Raw genomic sequence first — 17,909 nt, 5'->3', positions numbered from 1 at the left:
GGCCCACGGCCGCTGCGGAAAAGGGCGCCGCGACCAGGTCGGCAACTCCCGCCCCGTGAAGGGTGTTTTCGCAGGTCGAGGCCGGTTGTCAGTGGTCGCCCCTACGGTTTTCCCATGACGCGATCCTTGCAGACCGTGGCCTATTCCCGACCCTCCGTGCTGGAGCCCGCCGCGGGCGGACAGCGCCTGGGACTCGAGACGTCCCGGGGTGCGACGCCCTCGGGAATCCAGGACCACCCGCGTTTCTTCACAGGCTTCCTGACGTCACCTCAGGTGGCCTCCGCCGGACTGCTGGCAGTGGCGGACGTGGCAGCCGCCCGCTACTACCAGCCGCAGTTGCGCGCCTCCCTCGATCCGGTGGTGACGGGGAACGGCGACCGGCTGCGCTTCGAGTCCTTCTCCGGCTGCTGCGGGGTGTACGCGCGCCTGGACGTGCTGCGCCCGGGCCTGGACGGCGGCGAGGTGGGGCACGGCACGACGAACGTCGACGTCAACAACCCGCTGCGCGAGGCGCTGTCACGGATCGGCTCGGACGATCCGCTCCACATGCGGGTGGGTCCGGAGGAGCTGGCCGTGACCACCGTGGACGGACCCGTGGTGGAGAAGAAGGTGCCGCTGCCGGACCGGTGGCTGCGCGGGTTCGCGGAGGCCCAGGTCATAGCAGCCGGCTTCGATCTGCGGGCCGAGCTGTCCGCTGCCGAGGCCGTGCGGTTCCTGCGGTCGCTGCCGCGGAGCGGACCGCGGGGTGCGGGCGGTCCGCGGTGGGTGGTCCCGGCGGGCCGTGCCCTGCGGCCGACCACCCGGCCCGCGCCGGGCGCGGTCTGCCTGCCCGGGCCCGAGCGGCTTGCCGCGCTCCAGCGGGTGCTGCGGCATGCGACCGCCCTGCGCGTATACGGCCCGTCGGTCGCCGGTGCCGGAGCCACGGCCAGCGCCTGGGAGGCGGTCCTGCCGGGCATGCGGCTCACGCTGACGCTGTCGCCCGACGCCTCGCGCGGGTTCTCCGGCGAGGGCGGGGTGCTGGACGCGCTCGCCACCGACGAGGCGGCCGAGGACGCGGAGCTGATCGCGGTGCTGCTGGCCTGGGAGCCCCGCGTCGACGTCGCCGACCTCGCCGGCGCCTCCGGACTCACCCCGGAGCGGGTCCGCGCGGCGCTGGTCCGACTCGGCACCTCGGGCCGGGTCGGGTACGACACCGCGGAGGCGGCGTACTTCCACCGGGAGCTGCCCTACGACGCGGATCGCGCCGAGCGGCACAACCCGCGCCTGCGGACCGCCCGTGCCCTCGTCACCGCGGGAGCGGTAGCCCTGGACGGCGCCCTGGCGACGGTGACGGCCGAGGACGGCCACGCGCACCGGGTACGCGAGGAGAAGGGCGTGCTCAGTTGCAGTTGCCAGTGGTGGGCGAAGTACCGGGGCGGGCGCGGACCGTGCAAGCACGCGCTGGCGGTGCGGATGACGCGGCGGGGCGCCGCCGCGGTGGAGCAGGACATGGCACGAGTCGATGGGGGTGCGCGATGACAACGCTGACGGAGGCGGTACGGGCCGGGCGGACGGCCGAGGTGGTCGGTCTGCTGGACGACATGACCGACGCCGAACGCCGAGCTTTCTTCCCGGAGTTGAAGGCACTGCGCAAGGAGCTGAGAGCGACGCGCTGGGACGGGCCGTCCCGCCGCGCGTATCCGGCGCTGTACGTGGCCGGAGTGGCGTGCCAGACGGGCGCGGCCGGCGTGGCGAGCTGGATCGCGGCCGCCGACATGCGCTGGCCGGGGGTCTCCCCCGCGGTGCTGCTCCGCGTCCTCGCCGACCGGGAGGCCGGCTGGCTCGCCGATCTGGCGAACCGGCTCGCCCAGCGGCCCGCCACCGCGCAGGTGCCCTACGAGCTGATGTCCGCCCTGGTGCGCCTGGCGGGCTGCCCGGTGCCGACGACCGACGCCTATGTGCGGGGCTGGGTGCAGCAGGTCGGCGGCAACTGGCGGCGAGGCAACACCTTGCTGGAGCGGCTGCGCACGGACCCGCACCTCGCGCCGCTCGTGGCCGCGCTCTTCGAGGTGAACGACATCGGCGGCCTGCTGGAATGGGCGGCCGACGAAGGACCCGCCAGCTGGCACGGCGCCCTCGCGCAGCTCACCGCGGGGGGCCCGCTCGACCGGAGGGCCACGGTCGATGCCTGCGTGGCCCGCCTGCTGCGGGGTGGCACGAGCGCCGACCACCGGGCGTTCCTGCGCGTACTGACATCCCTGGCGCTCACGCGCGAGGAGCAGCGGGAGCGGGTGGCCGACTGGGTGGCACTGGCCTCGGACGCGGTGTCTCCGGTGGCCTCGCACGCCCAGTCGGTGCTGGGGGCGCTGGCCCTGGACGACCAGTTGACACACCGTCACCTGGCCGAGGTGTCGGAGGCGGTGCTGTTCCGGCCGGAGCGCAAGCTGGTGCGGGCGCAGCTCGTGCTGTTGGGCAAGGTGCTCGCGCGGGACGCCGCGGCGGCGGACGAGTTGCTGCCCGCCATCGCGCAGGCCTTCGGACACGAGGACCCCGGCGTGCAGGAGCGGGCGCTCAAGCTCGCCCAGCGGCATGTGAAGAAGGTCCGCTCCGCCGAAGTGCGCGCCGAACTCGCCTCGACGGCTGACGAGTTGATCCCTCCGCTGCGCGCCCAGGCGGTGAGGTCGCTGGGCGCGGCACCGGCGGAGGTGGCCCCGGTGTACGAGGAGGTGCTCCCCCTGGTTCCCGAGCCGACACGTCTTGCGCCCGCGGCGGGCTCGGTCGTCGAGCTCGCCGAGGAGGTGGGCGCCGCGCTGGCGTCCGACACCGATGTGACCGGCTTCGAACGCGCTCTGGACGGGCTGGTGCGCCACGCCCACCGCGACCGGGACGCCCTGCTGGAGGCACTGGAACCGGTGATCTCCCGCCAATGGTGGGACGGCGCCGATCCGTTCTACGACCTGCGGCTGGAACATCAATTCAGCGACGTCCGGGGCGGCTTCGACGGGTTCGCGGGCCTGGATCTGCTGCTCATCACGCTGCGGGGAAAGCTGAGCACCACCAGGCTGCACGCCGCGATCCGGCCGGGGGCACCGCATCGGACCTGCGCGCACGGCGCGCTCTCCCAGCCCTTCGAAGCCCGCCTGTGGGAGGTGGCCTACCGGATCCGCACGGATCCCTTGCCGTTCCTGCTCTCGACGCCCACCTGGAGCACGGGCCTGCTGGAGCCGGACGAGCTGGTGCAGCGGCTCGACGCGTACCGGCGTCTGGGGGCGCGCGTGTCGGCGGCCGACTTCGCGCAGGCGCTGCTGCGGGTGCGGCGCGGAAACCGACCGGCGGCAGAGTCCGCCGCGGAGCGGGCGGCGGCCCTCGGTACGGCGGAAGGGAAGCGACTCGCCCACTGGCTGGCCACCGGCGCTCCCGTACTGCCGGCGATCCGGCGCCGCACATCGGGGCCGCGCATACTGGCGGAGTCCGGTGAACTTCCCGAGCTGCAAGAGGACTTCCCCGACGCCTTCCGCGCACTGGGCAGGCCGGCCGGCGCCTTCGCGGAGAGCCGGTACTGCGCCCACTGGAGCGGTTCCGCGCACCCCCACTGGCTGGCCGTGCTGCCCGAACTGCGTGAACTGGTGGCCGTGCGGATCCTGCGGGACCTGTCCGCCGTGGCCGTGGCCGACAGCCGGAGCGCGGCCTCCGTCCTTCCGCTGCTCGCCGAGTCCGGCGGCGAGGCGGGCGAGGCGACGCACCTGTGCGTGGCGTACGGACTGGGCGCCCGGCACCCCGAGGACCGGCTGGCCGCCGTGGACGCGCTGCTCGTCCTCGCCGCGCGCGGACAACTGGACGCCGTCCGCCTCGGCGCGGACCTCGGCGAACTGGTGCGGCGCGGTGCGGTGAAGCCGCTGCGCCTTGCGGAGTCCCTGCGCACGGCCGCATCCACCGGGGCGTACGCCACCGTATGGGGTCTGCTCGGCCATGCGCTGCCGCCGCTGCTCTCCGACCTCGCCGCCGACGGACCGGCCGGTCCGGTGCGGGGGCTCGGTGATCTGCTGGGCGTCGCGGCCGAGTGCGCCGAGCGGTCCGGCGCGCGGGGCGACCTGCCGCACCTGGCACGGGCGGCGGACCGGCGTGGCTCATCGCGCCTGGTCGCGGAGGCCCGCCGGCTGCGCGGCGCGCTGGCCCCGGAGGTGGCCGCCTGACCCGGCGCCCACCCGGCTCGCCGCCTGGAACAGCCGCAGGAGACAACCCCGAGAAACAGCTACGAAAGGTGCGAACATCGCTTTACTCATCGGTCACAGCGCGTTCGTGATCACGCAACACCGATCCGTCACAGTGGCCGTATGACTCGAGAAGTGTCGAACACGACGTGGGCGAAGCACAGTCGCCGGGCGCATCACTGGCGGCGGGACCTGGTCGAACTGGCCGCGCTCTTCACGGCCGTCGCCGTGGCCGACGGGGTGGCGAACCTGATCGGTCACGGCCCCGACGGTCCGGCCCTGCTGGTGATCTCGGCGTTCGCGCTGGTGGCCACGGCGGCCTTCCACACCTGGTGGGCACGGCGCCACGGTCACGCACCGCCCGCGGACGATACCGGCGCCCGGCCGCTCGCCGCCCAGCAGGCCGGGCCGTCCACCGTCGGCCCCGCGGCGGTCGAAGCGGCGCCGGGCGACCGCACGCTGTGGCGGATGCGGACGACCGTGCAGGACGCGCCCGGTTCGCTGGCCTCGCTCTGCGCGGCGCTGGCGGCCCGGCACGTGGACATCCTGAGCCTGCAGACGCATCCACTGGCCGAGGGCACGGTGGACGAGTTCCTGCTGCGCGCTCCCGGCGGGCTCGAGGCGTCCGGCATCACCCGGGCGGTGTCACTGGCCGGCGGTGCCGACACGTGGATCGAGCGGGCGGACGCGCACGACCTGGTGGACGCGCCGACACGGGTCCTGGGCCTGGCCGCGCGCACAGCGCTCGACGCGGCGGAACTCCCGCTGGCGCTGCGGCAATTGCTGGGGCGGTGCACCATCCGTTCACTGCCCGACCGGCCGGCGGCGGCCGAGGACCCGCAGGAGGTGCCGGCCGAGGGGGTGCTGGAGGACACGGTGATGCGGCTGCGGGCACCGGAGGGCGGGACGATCACCGTGGAGCGGCCCTATCTGCCCTTCACGCCCACCGAGTTCGCGCGGGCGCGCGCCCTGGTGGAGCTGGACACCCGGCTCGGACCGCGCATTCCGCGCGGCCAGGACGTGCTGACGCTGCCCGAGGGCGAGGCGATCACCGTGCGCAGGGCCGACACCGGCGACCTGGCTGCGGCCAGGGCGATGCAGGCGCGCTGCTCGGCGCGCACCCTCGGTCTTCGCTACCACGGGCCGGTCGGCGACGCCGACCGCTATCTCGACCACCTGCTGAGCCCGCGGTTCGGCCGCACACTGGCCGCGCGGACCGCCTCGGGGCGGATCGTGGGCCTCGGTCATCTGCTGTGGGACGGCGACGAGACGGAGGTCGCGCTGCTCGTGGAGGACGCCTGGCAGCGCCGCGGCGTCGGCGGCGAACTACTGGGCCGGCTGGTGGCGATGGCCGTCGAGGCGGGCTGCGCGAGCGTGTACGCCGTGACGCAGGCGGCCAACACCGGCATGGTCGCCGCCATGCGGGACCTGGGCCTGCCGCTCGACTTCCAGATCGAGGAGGGCACCGTGGTCATCACTGCCCGGCTGGACGCGACCCCGGTGGCCTCCCGGCTGCCGTACGACGCCGAGCAGGCGCAGGCCGAGGAGGCACAGTACGGGGCGTCGCGCCCGCGGGACTGAGCAGCGGCGGAGGGTGCGCGGCCCGGCACTGCCCGGCCGCGCGTCCTCCGGACGGCCCCGCTCAGCTCATCGCCTGGTGCAGCCCCTTCACTTGCGGCTGTCCCGGCCGCGCCCCCAACGCCCGGTCCAGGTCGGCCCACAGGTCCTCGACGTCCTCCAGGCCCACCGACATCCGCAGCAGCCGGTCGCCGACCCCGGCGCCCCGCCGGTCGGCCGCGTCGACGATGCGGTGGCTGATGGACGCCGGGTGCTGGATCAGGGTGTCGACGCTGCCGAGGCTCACGGCCGGCGTGATCAGGCCGACGCCGCCGATGACGGCGTGCGGGTCGCCGTGCACCTCGAAGGAGACCATGGCACCGCCGATGGACGGGTAGTGCACCCGCGCGACACGCGGGTCGGCCGCCAGGCGAGCGGCCAGTTCCGCGGCGGTGGCGGAGGCGGCCCGCACCCGGACCGGAAGCGTGGACAGTCCGCGCAGCAGCAGATAGCCGGCGAGCGGGTGCAGCACCCCGCCGGTGGCGAACCGCACCTGCCGCAGCCGTCCGGCGAGTTCCTCGTCGCAGGCGACCACGCCCGCCATCACGTCGCCGTGGCCGCCCAGGTACTTGGTGGCGCTGTGCAGCACCAGTCGCGCGCCCTGCTCGGCCGGGCGTTGCAGTACGGGGGTGGCGAAGGTGTTGTCGACGAGGAGCGGCACGGAGCCGCAGGCGTGGGCGACGGCCCGCAGGTCCACCTCGGCCAGCGTCGGGTTCGCCGGTGTCTCGACCATGACCAGGCCGGTGTCCGGGCGCAGCGCGTCGGTGATCCCGGCCGGGTCGGTCCAGGTCACCTCGGTGCCCAGCAGACCGGCGGTGAGCAGGTGGTCGCTGCAGCCGTACAGCGGGCGCACGGCGACGACGTGCCGCAGGCCCATGGCGGACCGGACGAGGAGGACCGCGCTCAGCGCGGCCATGCCGCTGGCGAACGCCACCGCGGACTCGGTGCCCTCGAGCCGGGCCAGGGCGGTCTCGAAGCGGGCGACGGTCGGGTTGCCGAGCCGTCCGTAGACCGGGGTGCCGTCGAGTTCGGCCCCGTCGGTGGCGAAGGCGTCGATGCGGGCGGCCTCGGCGCGGCTGTCGTAGGACGGGTAGGTGGTGGACAGGTCGATCGGCGGGGCGTGCAGTCCCTGCCGGGCGAGGTCGTCACGGCCGGCGTGCACCGCCTCGGTGGCCAGTGCTCTGGGTGCGGTGCGTACGTCGTCGTACGCGGGCGTGCTCGCGGAGTCCAAGGGCGTGTCCATGACCGAAGGGTGAACAGCGGCCGGGATCACGGGGCCGAGGACCGTGCTACGTTCGCCACATGGCCGAATCCGTCGTACTGGATCCGGTGGATCTGCATCTGCTGCGGCTGTTGCAGAACGACGCCCGGACCACCTACCGCGACCTCGCCGCGCAGGTCGGGGTCGCTCCGTCGACCTGTCTGGACCGGGTGACCCGGCTGCGCCGCTCGGGGCTCATTCTCGGCCACCGGCTGCGGCTCGACCCCGCCAAGCTGGGCAGGGGTCTTCAGGCGCTGCTGTCGGTGCAGGTCAGGCCGCACCGGCGGGAGCTGGTGGGGCCGTTCGTGGAGCGGATCCGGGCCCTGCCGGAGTCGCTGACCGTGTTCCATCTGACCGGTCCGGACGACTACCTGGTCCATGTCGCGGTCGCGGACATGGCCGATCTCCAGCGCCTGGTCCTGGACGAGTTCACGGCCCGGCGGGAAGTGGCCCGAGTGGAGACCCGGCTGATCTTCCAGCAGTGGGACTGCGGCCCCCTGCTGCCGCCCGGCGCGCAGCCGGGCACGCCCTCGGCGAAATCGGACTGAACACGGCCAGATGCCGGGTAAACCGGGCTGACGCGAGCCCCCCGTCCATACGAGGATGGTCGGCATGTCACAGACCAAGAGCCCCCTGCCCCGTCAGGTCGCCGACGCCTACGTCGACGAACTCATCGCCCTCGACCCGATCACCGGTACCTATCTCGGCGTGAAGGAGAGTTCGAGCAGGCTGCCCGACACCTCGCCCGCCGGCCAGCAGGCGCTCGCCGACCTCGCGCGCACCACCCACGCCCGGCTGGACGAGGCCGAGCGGCAGCCCGGCGCGGACAGTGACATCGAGCGCCGCTGCGCACGCCTGCTGCGCGAGCGCCTGACCGCGGAACTCGCGGTGCACGACGCCGACGAGGGCCTGCGCACGGTGAGCAACATCCACAGCCCGGTGCACTCGGTGCGCGAGGTGTTCACGATCACGCCCAGCGCCACCGACGAGGACTGGGCCGCGATCGCCGCGCGCCTGCGGGCCGTGCCGGCCGCGCTGAGCGGCTACCGCGAGTCCCTCGCCCTCGGCCTGGACCGCAAGCTGTACGGCGGCCCGCAGCCGACCGCGATCTTCATCGAACAGCTCACCGAGTGGTCGGACACCGACGGCAACGGCCGCGGCTGGTTCGAGGACTTCGCCTCCGAAGGCCCCGAGTCCCTGCGCGCGGAGCTGGACGAGGCCGCCCGCGCGGCGACCGCGGCCGTCGTGGAGCTGCGGGACTGGATGCGCGACGTGTACGAGCCGACGATCGGCGACGCCCCGGACACGGTCGGCCGCGAGCGCTATGCCCGCTTCTCGCGCTACTTCAACGGCACGGACCTGGACCTCGACGAGGCGTACGCGTACGGCTGGGCGGAGTTCCACCGCCTGCTCGGCGAGATGCGGCAGGAGGCCGAGAAGGTCCTGCCCGGCGCCGAGACCCCGTGGGTGGCCCTCGCGCACCTCGACGAGCACGGCACGCACATCGAGGGCGTCGACGAGGTCCGCCAGTGGTTGCAGGACCTGATGGACGAGGCGATCGAGGCGCTCGACGGCACCCACTTCGAACTGGCCGAGCGGGTGCGGAAGGTGGAGTCGTGCATCGCGCCGCCCGGAGGTGCCGCGGCCCCCTACTACACGGCGCCGTCCGCCGACTTCTCCCGGCCGGGCCGGACCTGGCTGCCGACCATGGGGCAGACCCGCTTCCCGGTCTACGACCTGGTCTCGACCTGGTACCACGAGGGCGTCCCCGGCCACCATCTCCAGCTCGCCCAGTGGGTGCACGTGGCCGAAGACCTCTCGCGCTACCAGGCCACCGTCGGCGGGGTCAGCGCCAACGCCGAGGGCTGGGCGCTGTACGCGGAACGTCTGATGGACGAACTCGGCTTCCTCACCGACCCGGAGCGGCGGCTCGGCTACCTGGACGCGCAGATGATGCGCGCGGTCCGCGTCGTCATCGACATCGGCATGCACCTGGAGCTGGAGATTCCGGCGGACTCGCCGTTCCACCCGGGTGAGCGCTGGACGCCGGAGCTGGCGCGGGAGTTCTTCGGCGCGCACAGCAGCCGCCCGAGGGACTTCGTGGCGAGCGAGCTGATCCGCTATCTGTCGATGCCCGGCCAGGCGATCGGCTACAAGCTGGGCGAGCGGGCCTGGCTGCTGGGCCGGGAGAAGGCCAGGCAGCGCCACGGTGCCGCGTTCGACGCGAAGGCCTGGCACATGGCGGCCCTGTCGCAGGGCTCGCTGGGCCTGGACGACCTGGTGGACGAGCTCGCCCAACTGTGAGCCCCTGGGGCGGCCGGTCTCCGGCCGCCCCTCGCCGGTCCCGCGTCCCGCGCCGGTTCCGTTCCCCCGCCGATCTCGCGTCCGGCGTTGCTCCCACTCTCGCGCCGATCCCGCGTCCCCCGCTGGTCCCGCTCCCCCGTCCGTCCCGCGTGCGAGCGCCGTCCCGGCGGTCCTGAACCGCCGCTCCGGGCCGCTCAGCCCGCTCCGCGCAGCCGTACGGCCGATCCCGACCTGCCCTTGACGACCTCGAGTTGGGCGTGGACGCGCCGCCGCAGGTCGGCGACGTGGCTGACGATCCCGACGCTGCGGTCGCGTTCGCGCAGGGAGTCGAGGACGTCGAGGACCTCGTCCAGGGTCTGGTCGTCGAGGCTGCCGAAGCCCTCGTCGATGAAGAGCGTGTCCAGGCGCACCCCTCCGGCCTCGTCCGTGACGACGTCCGCGAGACCGAGGGCGAGGGCGAGCGAGGCGAAGAACGTCTCGCCGCCCGACAGGGTCGCCGTGTCCCGCTCCCGGCCCGTCCAGGCGTCGACGACGTGCAGTCCCAGACCGCTGCGGCCGCGGCCGGCCCGGTCGTCGGAGTGGACGAGGGTGTAGCGGCCGGACGACATGCGCCGCAGGCGTACGGTCGCGGCGGCGGCCACCTGTTCCAGGCGGGCCGCGAGGACGTAGGACTCCAGGCGCATCTTGCGCTCGTTGTCGGCCGAGGTGCCCGCGGTGAGCGTGGCGAGGCGGGCCACGCGGTCGTACTCCTCGCGCAGCGGCGCCAGCCGGCGCATGCCGGTCACCGCGCTCGCGGAGAGCCGGTCGAGTTCGGCGCAGCGGCGGTCGGCGGCGTCCCGCGCGGAGGCGGCCTCCCGCAGCCGCCGGTCCGCGGCGGCCTCCGCGGCCTCCGCGGCGGTGAGGTCGGCGGGCGGCTGCCCGGCGGCGGCCGCGGTGTCGGCCTCGGCGAGGACCGCGCGCACGGCTGCCTCCTCCGTGTGCCAGGCGTCCAGGCGCCGTTGCAGCTCGCGGTGGGCGGCGTCGTCGAGGAGGGCGGCGGACGCGGCCTCGGGGGTGTCGAAGCCGGCGCGGAAGGCGGCCTCGGCGAGCCGTCCGTCGGCGTCCTTGAGCCGCTCGGCGCAGTCCTCGGCGGCGCGTGCGGCGTCGGCTGCCTCGGTGAGCAGTGCCGCGCGCCGCTCCAGTTGGGCAGCGCGCGCGGCGACGCTCTCGGCGGTTCCTCTGGCCTCGGCCAACTCCGCCTCCAGGGCGGCCTTCTGGCGGTCCAGGTTGTCCCGCTGGGCCAGCCGGGAGGTGGCTCGGAGTTCGGCCTGCCTGCGGTCGGACAGCCGCCGCTCGCGCTCCTGCTCGGCGCGGTGCAGTTCCTGCTGTGCCGCGTGCAGGGCGGAGGCGTCCCGGCGGGCCCGGGCCAGCTCGGCCTCCAGTTCCCCGGCCTCGTCGGCGAGTTGCGCCGTGGGGGTGTCGCCCGCCTCGGCGGTGGCGGCGGCCAGCTCCTCGCGGACGGCGCCCAGGCGGCGCTCGTCCCTGCCGCGCCGCTCCTCGGCGGTCTGGTGGTCGCCGAGCGCGCGCTCCTCCGCCTCGCGGTCGACGTGCCCGGCGACCTTGCGCGCGGGCGCGGGGTGTTCGGTGGCGCCGCAGACGGCGCAGGGCTCTCCGTCGGCGAGGCTCGCGGCCAGTTCGGCCGCGATGCCGTTCAGGCGCTGCTCCTTCAGGTCCAGCCAGTGGTCCTTGGCGCGTGCGGCGGCTTCGGCGGAGGCGAGGGCCCGCCGCCGCGCCTCTTCGGTGTCCGCGGCCAGTGAGTCGCGCACCCGGGCGGCGGCGAGCCGCTGTCGCGCGGGTTCCAGCCGCAGGGCGAGCCGCTCGGCCAGGGCGGCCGCCTCCTGGGCGGTGTCGATGCGTGTCTGCAGCGCCGGCCGGGCCGTCTCCCATCCGGCGAGCCAGGCCTCGGCCTCCTGGAGCATGTCGTCGTCGGCGCGCTCCTGCCGGTCCGCCGCGCCGCGCTCGGCGACGACGTCGACCAGGCGCCGCTCGGCGCGGCGGGCCGACTCCAGTCCGCCCAGCTCCTCGGCGGCGCGGCGCGCGTCGGCGGCCAGTCCGGCGGCACCGGCGTCGGCGAACTCCGCCGGGAGCTCCGCACGCGCGCGTGCCTCGGCGGCGGCCGCACGGCGGTGTGCCGCGTCGGCGGCCTCGCGCAGTTCCAGCGCCGGTGCCACCGTCCCGGCCTTGCGCCCCCGCTCCATCCGCGCATGTGCCTCCTGGTGGACACCGGCCCGCTCCGCCAGGCGCTCGGCGCGCTCCCGCGCTTCGGCGGACCGCCGTTGCAGCCGGGCCACTTCGCGTACCCGGTGCAGCGACGCCTCGGCGGCGGCGTGGGCGGACTCGGCAGCCGTGAGCCGGCAGCGGGCGACGGTCAGTTGCTCTCGCGCGGTGGCGCGGGCGACGGCGGCCGAGGTCAGGACGGCCTGGGCCAGGCCGGGCTCGCCGGGCGCGAGTTCCGGCAGCTCCATGGTGTCGCCCGCCGCCTGCTGCATACGGTGCGCGTCGGCCAGCAGCGCGGCGTCGCCCTCGCGCACCCGGGCCTCGGTGGCGCGCCTGCGCTCGGCAAGGCGCTTCTCCACCTCGGCGAAACGGTGGGTGTCGAACAGCCGGCCGAGCAGCTTGCCCCGGGCCTCGGCGTCGGCGCGCAGGAACCGCGCGAAGTCGCCCTGCGGCAGCAGCACCACCTGGCAGAACTGCTCGCGGCTCATCCCGAGCAGCTGGGTGATCTCCTCGCCTATCTCCTGGTGGGAGCGGCTGAGGTCCTTCCAGGCACCGGCCGCCGCGTCGTACTCGCGCAGCAGGCTCTGGGCCTTGTCGAGCGTCGTGCCCGTGCCGCGCTTCTTGGGGCGCTCCCAGGGCGGCAGGCGGGTGACCTCCAGCCGGCGTCCGGCGACGGTGAGGTCGAGGGTGACCTGGGTGCGGGTGCCCGCGGCGGCGTGGTCGCTGCGCAGGGTCGTGCCCTGCCCGCTCTGCCGGGCGCCGGGGACCGCGCCGTACAGCGCATAGCACACGGCGTCCAGCACGGAGGTCTTGCCTGCGCCGGTGGGGCCGTGCAGCAGGAACAGCCCGGCGGCCGACAGCGCGCCGAAGTCGACCGTCTGCGAGCCGCCGAAGGGGCCGAAGGCGGTGATGTCGAGCCGGTGCAGCCTCACCGCGCCACCTCCCGTACCGCCGCGTCCGCGCGCACCGCGTCGAACGTCTCGCGCAGCACGGTCCGTTCGTGCTCGTCGGGTGCGGCGCCGCGCACGTGGGCCACGAAGTCCTCCGCGATCTGCTGGTCGGCGCGGCCGGCGAGCCGGCGGGCGTAGGACACGTCCGGCTCGCCGGGGGCGCGTTCGGGCTCGAAGACGAGGCTGAGGGTGTGCGGGAAGCGCTCGGTGAGGCGGGCCATGGGTTCGGCGGGGCGGACCGGGTCGGTGAGTGTCGCCTCGACCCACGCCTCGCGGTGGCGGGCGAGGTCCGGGTCGGCGAGCAGGTCCTCCAGCGTGCCCCGGATCCGGGCCAGCGCGCGCGGGACCGGGCAGTCGACCCGCTCGGCGCCGGCGAAGCCGTCGGCGTCCAGGTCGACGAGCCACATGCTCTTGCGGTGGGCGGCCTCGGAGAAGGAGTACGGCAGTGGGGAGCCGGAGTAGCGCACGCGCTCGGTGATGGTCTGGCAGCCGTGCAGATGGCCCAGGGCGGTGTAGTCGACTCCGGCGAAGACGCCCGCGGGGACGGCGGCGACCCCGCCGACGGTGATGTCCCGCTCGCTGTCGCTGGGCTCGCCGCCGGTGACGAAGGCGTGCGCGAGGACGACGGAGCGGGTGCCGCGCGCGCGTGCGGCGAGGTCGGCACGAACCCGGTCCATGGCGGCGGCCAGCACCGCCTCGTGACCGGCGCTGTCGACCCCGAACTCGTCCTTGACCAAAGCCGGTTCGAGGTAGGGAAGACCATAGAAGGCCACCTCGCCGTGCGCGTCCGCGAGGACCACCGGGGTCCCGCACGCCGACGGCTCGGTACGCAAGTGGATGCCCGCGCGGTCGATCAGCCCCGCGCCGACGCCGAGGCGGCGGGCCGAGTCGTGGTTCCCGGAGATCATCACCGTGGGCACGCCGAGGCCGGCGAGCCGGTGCAGCGCGTCGTCGAAGAGCTCGACCGCGGCCAGCGGGGGCACCGCGCGGTCGTACACGTCTCCCGACACGACCACCGCGTCGACGTCGCGCTCGCGCACCGTCGTGACGAGGTGCCCGATGAACTCGGCCTGGGCGTCGAGCATGTTCACGCGGTGGAACGCCCGGCCCAGGTGCCAGTCGGAAGTGTGCAGGAGCCTCATGATCCTCGAAGACTAACGGCCGGGTCTGACATCACGGGCGGTTACTCCCGTATCGGCCGTCATGCGCGGCACCGGGCAGGCAGATTGGCGTGATATGCCCGATGTGTCACGCATCTCCGTAGGCCTCGCCGCCCAGTTCGAACCCGGCGGTCCCGGCCGTGGCGTCAGCGAGCCATCCCCGGAAGGCGTCCACGTCGGCGTCCGGCAGGCCGATCTCGATGGTGACGGCCTCGCCGTAGCGCACGTCCCGCACCTCGCGCCCGGTGGCCCTGAGGTCGTTCTGCACCTTGCCGGCCCGCTGGTGGTCCACGGTCACGGTGGCGATGCGGAACCTGCGGCGGGTCCGGGTCCCGAGGGTGTCCAGCGCCTCGCCGACGGCTCCGCCGTAGGCCCGGATGAGCCCGCCCGCGCCGAGCTTGACGCCGCCGTAGTAACGGGTGACGACGGCGACGACGTACCGCATGTCGCGGCGCAGCAGCATCTGGAGCATGGGGACGCCGGCGGTACCGCCCGGTTCGCCGTCGTCGCTCGCCTTCTGGATCCCGGCGTCGGCGCCGATGACGTACGCCCAGCAGTTGTGCGTGGCGTCGGCGTGCTCCTTGCGGACCGCGGCGACGAAGTCCTGGGCCTCCCGCTCGGTGGCCGCCGGGGCGAGAGCGCACAGGAAGCGCGAGCGGTTGACCTCGGTCTCGTGCACGCCCGCGCGTGCGACTGTGCGGTACTCGTCCTGCATCGGTCCAGCCTATGCGGCGCCCGCGCGGGTGCCGCACGAGGGTTCGCTCCGGCGGACGGAAGAACCGGCCGCCGGGCACGCGCGCGGTTCACCGCCGTTTCTTGGTGCCCCGCGGCACGGTCAGGTCCGTGAGGAGGGCGGCGCCCGGGGCGAGGGACGGCCAGCCGGGGCCGTGCCAGGACAGGATGGCGATCGCGGAGGTGGGGAACTTCGTCCGGAGCCGGTCCAGCGTGTCGTCCAGACCGTCCCCGGCCAGTTCCAGGACCAGTTCCTCCAGGCCCGGGTTGTGGCCGAGCAGGAGCAGCGTCCCAACCTCGGGCGGCGCCTCGCGCACGGCGGCGAGCAGGTCGGGGACGTCGGCGGCGTACAGCCGGCGGTCGTAGCGCACCGGCGGTGGGGTGCCCCACTGGGCGGAGGCCAGTTCCCAGGTCTGCCGGGCGCGCAGCGCGGTGGAGCACAGCGCGAAGTCGGGGAGGCAGTCGGACTCGGCGAGCGCGCGGCCCGCCGCGGGCGCGTCCCGGCGGCCGCGGGGCGCGAGCGGGCGGTCGTGGTCGGCGACGCCCTCGGGCCAGGCGGACTTGGCGTGCCGCAGGACCACCAGGCGGCGCAGCGGGCCGGCTCCCGCGCGGGCGATCACGCCGCACGCCCCAGGTCGCGCGTGAGGTCGAGGCCGAGCAGCCGGTCCGCGTACGCGTACGTCTCGAAGCGCGCGCCGTCCGCCAGGTCCGGATCGGTCCCGACCCACTCCAGGACCCGCAGGACCGCCGGCACGTCCAGGTCGTCCTCCCAGGCGCCGCGCAGCCGTCCGCGCACCTCGTCGGGGACCGGCCGGGAGGGCTGCCGTGCCCAGTCGGCGACCGCCGCGCGCCATCGCGCCAGACTCCTGCGGGCGTCGTCCAGCGCCGCCTCGTCCAGCCGTACGGGCCGGGTGTGGCGGCGGGAGAGCAGTGCCAGACGCCAGGCGGCGGGGTCGTCGGCGGGCGCGGGAACGGCGGGTACCGTCGCGTCGACGGGCGCGACGGCGATCCGGACGCCCCTGGTCGCGGTATCGGCGCCCTCGACGGCCACATGGACGATCTGGGCCTCGCCCAGGGCGGTGCCGGCGCCGCGGCCGTCCTCGAAGGGCCGGATGCCGAGGGCGGCTGCGGCCGCCCGCAGTTCCCGCGCCTGTTCCCGGCCGCCGGACAGCAGCGACCACACGGGCGTGCCGCTCAGTTCGAGGGCGCGGACCAGGATGTCGGCGACCAGCAGCACGCGCAGGCCCGACGCGTCGCAGCCCGACGCGTGCGCCTCGACACGGGTCAGCCCGCGGCGGGCGGGGGCGGCGTCCACGGGCTCGCCGGTTCGGGCGTCGATGATGCGCAGCACGGCCCGAGCGTAGGCCGCCGGACGGCCGCGCGCAGGCCGGCGGCGCACGTTCCGGACGGGACGGCGGGTTCCGCGCCGGCCGGGAATCGCCGGGCGGCGCCCGTCGTTGCCCGGACGGCAACCCTTCCCGAGACGAGGAGACCCCTGGTGTACGGCGACGCTGCGACCATCCGGAAGATCCTGACCGAACACGGTGACACCTGGGCGGTCGTGGGCCTGTCCTCGAACCGCGGCCGGGCCGCATATGGCGTCGCCGAGGTGCTGCAACGCTTCGGCAAGCGTGTCGTCCCGGTCCACCCGAAGGCGGAGACGGTGCACGGCGAACAGGGGTACGCCTCCCTCGCGGACATCCCGTTCGACGTGGACGTGGTCGATGTGTTCGTCAACAGCGATCTCGCCGGCCAGGTCGCCGACGAGGCGGTCGTCAAGGGCGCGAAGGCCGTCTGGTTCCAGCTCGGTGTGGTCGACGAGGCCGCCTCCGAGCGCACCCGCGCGGCGGGCCTCGACATGGTCATGGACCGCTGCCCGGCCATCGAGATCCCCCGTCTGGGCTGACCTTCGCCGCCTCTTTCCGGGACCGCCGCCCTCGCCCGTGGGGGGCGCCTCAGTCGTGGAGGGGCCGGTCGCCGAGCCGGTGGTCGGCGACGTTCAAGGCCTCGTCGACCAGCCGGCGCAGGTGGCCGTCGCGCAGGGAGTAGACGACCCTGCGGCCCTCCTTGCGCGTGTTCACCAGCCCGGCCAGCCGCAGCCTGGCCAGATGCTGGCTGACCGCCGGACGGGCCGCCCCGCACGCCTCCGTGAGCGTGGTGACGTCGGCCTCCCCGGACGTCAGCGCGTGCAGCAGGGCGAGCCGGGTGCGGTCGCCGAGCAGGGCGAGGAGTTCGGCGGCCAGCGCCAACTGCTCCTCGCCCGGGGTGCGCGGGTGCGCATCATGCGCGAATGACAGGTGCATGCGTGCGCTCATACGCACATAATGGCGTCGTGGGCGCCGCGCGTCCACCTCCGCGCGCACGGAAGGGGATCCACGTGACCGACCGGCACCACCACGGGCACCACCACGGACCCGAGCACGAGCCCGCGCACGGGCGCTCTCTCCGCCACCGCCTCGCACACCTCCTCGCCCCCCACTCCCACGACTCCGCCGACCGGCTGGACCGCGCGCTGGAATCCTCCGCCCGCGGTATGCGGGCGCTGTGGGTCTCGCTTGCCGTGCTCGGCGTCACGGCGCTCGCGCAGGCGGTGGTGGTGGTCGCGTCCGGCTCGGTCGCGCTGCTCGGCGACACGGTGCACAACGCGGCGGACGCCCTGACCGCCGTACCGCTGGGAATCGCCTTCGTACTGGGCCGCCGCGCGGCGACCCGGCGCTTCACCTACGGCTACGGACGCGCCGAGGACCTGGCGGGCCTGGTGATCGTGGTGACGATCGCCGCGTCCGCCGCCTTCTCCGCCTGGGCCGCCTTCCAGCGGCTTCTCGATCCGCGCCCCGTCGAGCACCTGCCCGCGGTCGCCCTGGCGGCCCTGGTCGGGTTCGCGGGCAACGAGTGGGTGGCCCGCCACCGGATCCGTGTGGGCCGCGCCATCGGCTCGGCCGCGCTGGTCGCCGACGGGCTGCACGCGCGCACGGACGGATTCACCTCACTGGCCGTCCTGCTGGGCGCCGCCGGCTCGGCCCTGGGACTGCGGGCCGCCGACCCGATCGTGGGGCTGGCGATCACGGCGGCCATCGCGCTGGTGCTGCGCGACGCCGCCCGCGAGGTGTTCCGGCGGATGATGGACGCCGTCGACCCGGCCCTGGTGGACCGCGCCGAACGGGCGCTGAGCGAGGTACCGGGCGTACGGGCGGTCGGCGAGCTCCGGCTGCGCTGGATCGGCCACCGGCTGCGCGCGGAGGTCGCGGTGGTCGTGGACGGCGAGGCGACCGTGCGCCAGGCCCACGCCACCGCCGTGGAGGCCGAGCACGCCCTGCTCCACGCCGTACCCGGCCTCACCGCGGCCCTGGTCCACGCCGACCCGGCCCCGGCCCCCGGCGAGGCCGACCCCCATCTGCGCCTCGCCCACCACGCGCCGGCCTGAGCGCCGCGGGCGGAA

Annotated in this window: 14 protein-coding genes; 7 read left to right on the top strand and 7 right to left on the bottom strand. The window is 75.0% G+C overall.

What is annotated here, in order from left to right; all coding sequences use genetic code 11:
• The first annotated feature begins 114 nt into the window (after positions 1-114).
• From ACIQFZ_RS27270 to ACIQFZ_RS27260, 3 genes are all read left to right on the top strand, one after another.
• On the top strand, positions 115-1,518 hold the full coding sequence (locus ACIQFZ_RS27270; protein ID WP_402692362.1) for an SWIM zinc finger family protein: 1,404 nt from the start codon (positions 115-117) through the stop codon (positions 1,516-1,518).
• The gene (locus ACIQFZ_RS27265; RefSeq protein WP_402692361.1) at positions 1,515-4,172 is read left to right on the top strand and encodes a DUF6493 family protein; all 2,658 of its coding nucleotides are present in this window, start codon (positions 1,515-1,517) and stop codon (positions 4,170-4,172) included. Before ACIQFZ_RS27270 ends, ACIQFZ_RS27265 begins: the two co-directional genes overlap by 4 nt.
• 141 nt (positions 4,173-4,313) lie before the next feature.
• A complete protein-coding gene (locus tag ACIQFZ_RS27260) occupies positions 4,314-5,771 on the top strand; it encodes a GNAT family N-acetyltransferase (protein WP_402692360.1) in 1,458 nt (485 codons plus the stop codon).
• 61 nt (positions 5,772-5,832) lie between these two features.
• On the opposite strand, the gene ACIQFZ_RS27255 is transcribed toward ACIQFZ_RS27260, so the two are convergent.
• A complete protein-coding gene (locus ACIQFZ_RS27255) occupies positions 5,833-7,050 on the bottom strand; it encodes a trans-sulfuration enzyme family protein (RefSeq protein ID WP_402692359.1) in 1,218 nt (405 codons plus the stop codon).
• 59 nt (positions 7,051-7,109) lie between these two features.
• Between ACIQFZ_RS27255 and ACIQFZ_RS27250 the strand changes: the two genes are divergently transcribed.
• Both ACIQFZ_RS27250 and ACIQFZ_RS27245 read left to right on the top strand, forming a co-directional pair.
• On the top strand, positions 7,110-7,616 hold the full coding sequence (locus tag ACIQFZ_RS27250) for an Lrp/AsnC family transcriptional regulator (RefSeq protein ID WP_141363100.1): 507 nt from the start codon (positions 7,110-7,112) through the stop codon (positions 7,614-7,616).
• A gap of 64 nt (positions 7,617-7,680) precedes the next feature.
• Positions 7,681-9,372 (top strand): DUF885 domain-containing protein, encoded by a 1,692-nt coding sequence (locus ACIQFZ_RS27245; RefSeq protein ID WP_402692358.1) that lies wholly within the window; start codon positions 7,681-7,683, stop codon positions 9,370-9,372.
• A 194-nt stretch (positions 9,373-9,566) separates the two neighbouring features.
• Here the strand turns inward: ACIQFZ_RS27245 and ACIQFZ_RS27240 are convergent, their stop codons facing one another.
• From ACIQFZ_RS27240 to ACIQFZ_RS27220, 5 genes are all read right to left on the bottom strand, one after another.
• A complete protein-coding gene (locus tag ACIQFZ_RS27240; RefSeq protein WP_402692357.1) occupies positions 9,567-12,560 on the bottom strand; it encodes an AAA family ATPase in 2,994 nt (997 codons plus the stop codon).
• Complete coding sequence (locus ACIQFZ_RS27235; RefSeq protein WP_365418940.1) at positions 12,557-13,720, bottom strand: exonuclease SbcCD subunit D; 1,164 nt, start codon at positions 13,718-13,720, stop codon at positions 12,557-12,559. Before ACIQFZ_RS27235 ends, ACIQFZ_RS27240 begins: the two co-directional genes overlap by 4 nt.
• Before the next feature lie 106 nt (positions 13,721-13,826).
• Positions 13,827-14,453, bottom strand: coding sequence for a YigZ family protein (locus tag ACIQFZ_RS27230; RefSeq protein ID WP_361414780.1), 627 nt, complete (start codon positions 14,451-14,453; stop codon positions 13,827-13,829).
• 88 nt (positions 14,454-14,541) lie between these two features.
• Positions 14,542-15,090 (bottom strand): SixA phosphatase family protein, encoded by a 549-nt coding sequence (locus tag ACIQFZ_RS27225; RefSeq protein ID WP_383059072.1) that lies wholly within the window; start codon positions 15,088-15,090, stop codon positions 14,542-14,544.
• Entirely contained in the window at positions 15,087-15,821 is a 735-nt protein-coding gene (locus tag ACIQFZ_RS27220) for a hypothetical protein (RefSeq protein ID WP_365418943.1), read from the bottom strand. The genes ACIQFZ_RS27225 and ACIQFZ_RS27220 overlap by 4 nt, the downstream gene beginning before the upstream one ends.
• Positions 15,822-15,968: 147 nt before the next feature.
• On the opposite strand from ACIQFZ_RS27220, the gene ACIQFZ_RS27215 reads away from it, so the two are divergent.
• A complete protein-coding gene (locus ACIQFZ_RS27215) occupies positions 15,969-16,376 on the top strand; it encodes a CoA-binding protein (protein ID WP_383059074.1) in 408 nt (135 codons plus the stop codon).
• 49 nt (positions 16,377-16,425) lie between these two features.
• Here the strand turns inward: ACIQFZ_RS27215 and ACIQFZ_RS27210 are convergent, their stop codons facing one another.
• Positions 16,426-16,785: an ArsR/SmtB family transcription factor gene (locus ACIQFZ_RS27210; protein ID WP_383059075.1), complete on the bottom strand. Its 360-nt coding sequence runs from the start codon at positions 16,783-16,785 to the stop codon at positions 16,426-16,428.
• Between the two features lie 62 nt (positions 16,786-16,847).
• Between ACIQFZ_RS27210 and ACIQFZ_RS27205 the strand changes: the two genes are divergently transcribed.
• On the top strand, positions 16,848-17,894 hold the full coding sequence (locus ACIQFZ_RS27205; RefSeq protein ID WP_402692356.1) for a cation diffusion facilitator family transporter: 1,047 nt from the start codon (positions 16,848-16,850) through the stop codon (positions 17,892-17,894).
• Positions 17,895-17,909: the final 15 nt, after the last annotated feature.

Origin of the sequence: Streptomyces sp. NPDC093064, assembly GCF_044754605.1 — a bacterium.
Classification (GTDB): domain Bacteria; phylum Actinomycetota; class Actinomycetes; order Streptomycetales; family Streptomycetaceae; genus Streptomyces.
Note: the sequence above shows the minus strand (reverse complement) of the source record. Positions and strands in the feature narration are given on the sequence as shown.

Coding starts and splice junctions, on each gene's coding strand:
- ACIQFZ_RS27270 (WP_402692362.1), top strand. CDS start 115: ATGACGCGATCCTTGCAGACCGTGGCCTATTCCCGACCCTCCGTGCTG.
- ACIQFZ_RS27265 (WP_402692361.1), top strand. CDS start 1,515: ATGACAACGCTGACGGAGGCGGTACGGGCCGGGCGGACGGCCGAGGTG.
- ACIQFZ_RS27260 (WP_402692360.1), top strand. CDS start 4,314: ATGACTCGAGAAGTGTCGAACACGACGTGGGCGAAGCACAGTCGCCGG.
- ACIQFZ_RS27255 (WP_402692359.1), bottom strand. CDS start 7,050: ATGGACACGCCCTTGGACTCCGCGAGCACGCCCGCGTACGACGACGTA.
- ACIQFZ_RS27250 (WP_141363100.1), top strand. CDS start 7,110: ATGGCCGAATCCGTCGTACTGGATCCGGTGGATCTGCATCTGCTGCGG.
- ACIQFZ_RS27245 (WP_402692358.1), top strand. CDS start 7,681: ATGTCACAGACCAAGAGCCCCCTGCCCCGTCAGGTCGCCGACGCCTAC.
- ACIQFZ_RS27235 (WP_365418940.1), bottom strand. CDS start 13,720: ATGAGGCTCCTGCACACTTCCGACTGGCACCTGGGCCGGGCGTTCCAC.
- ACIQFZ_RS27230 (WP_361414780.1), bottom strand. CDS start 14,453: ATGCAGGACGAGTACCGCACAGTCGCACGCGCGGGCGTGCACGAGACC.
- ACIQFZ_RS27210 (WP_383059075.1), bottom strand. CDS start 16,785: ATGAGCGCACGCATGCACCTGTCATTCGCGCATGATGCGCACCCGCGC.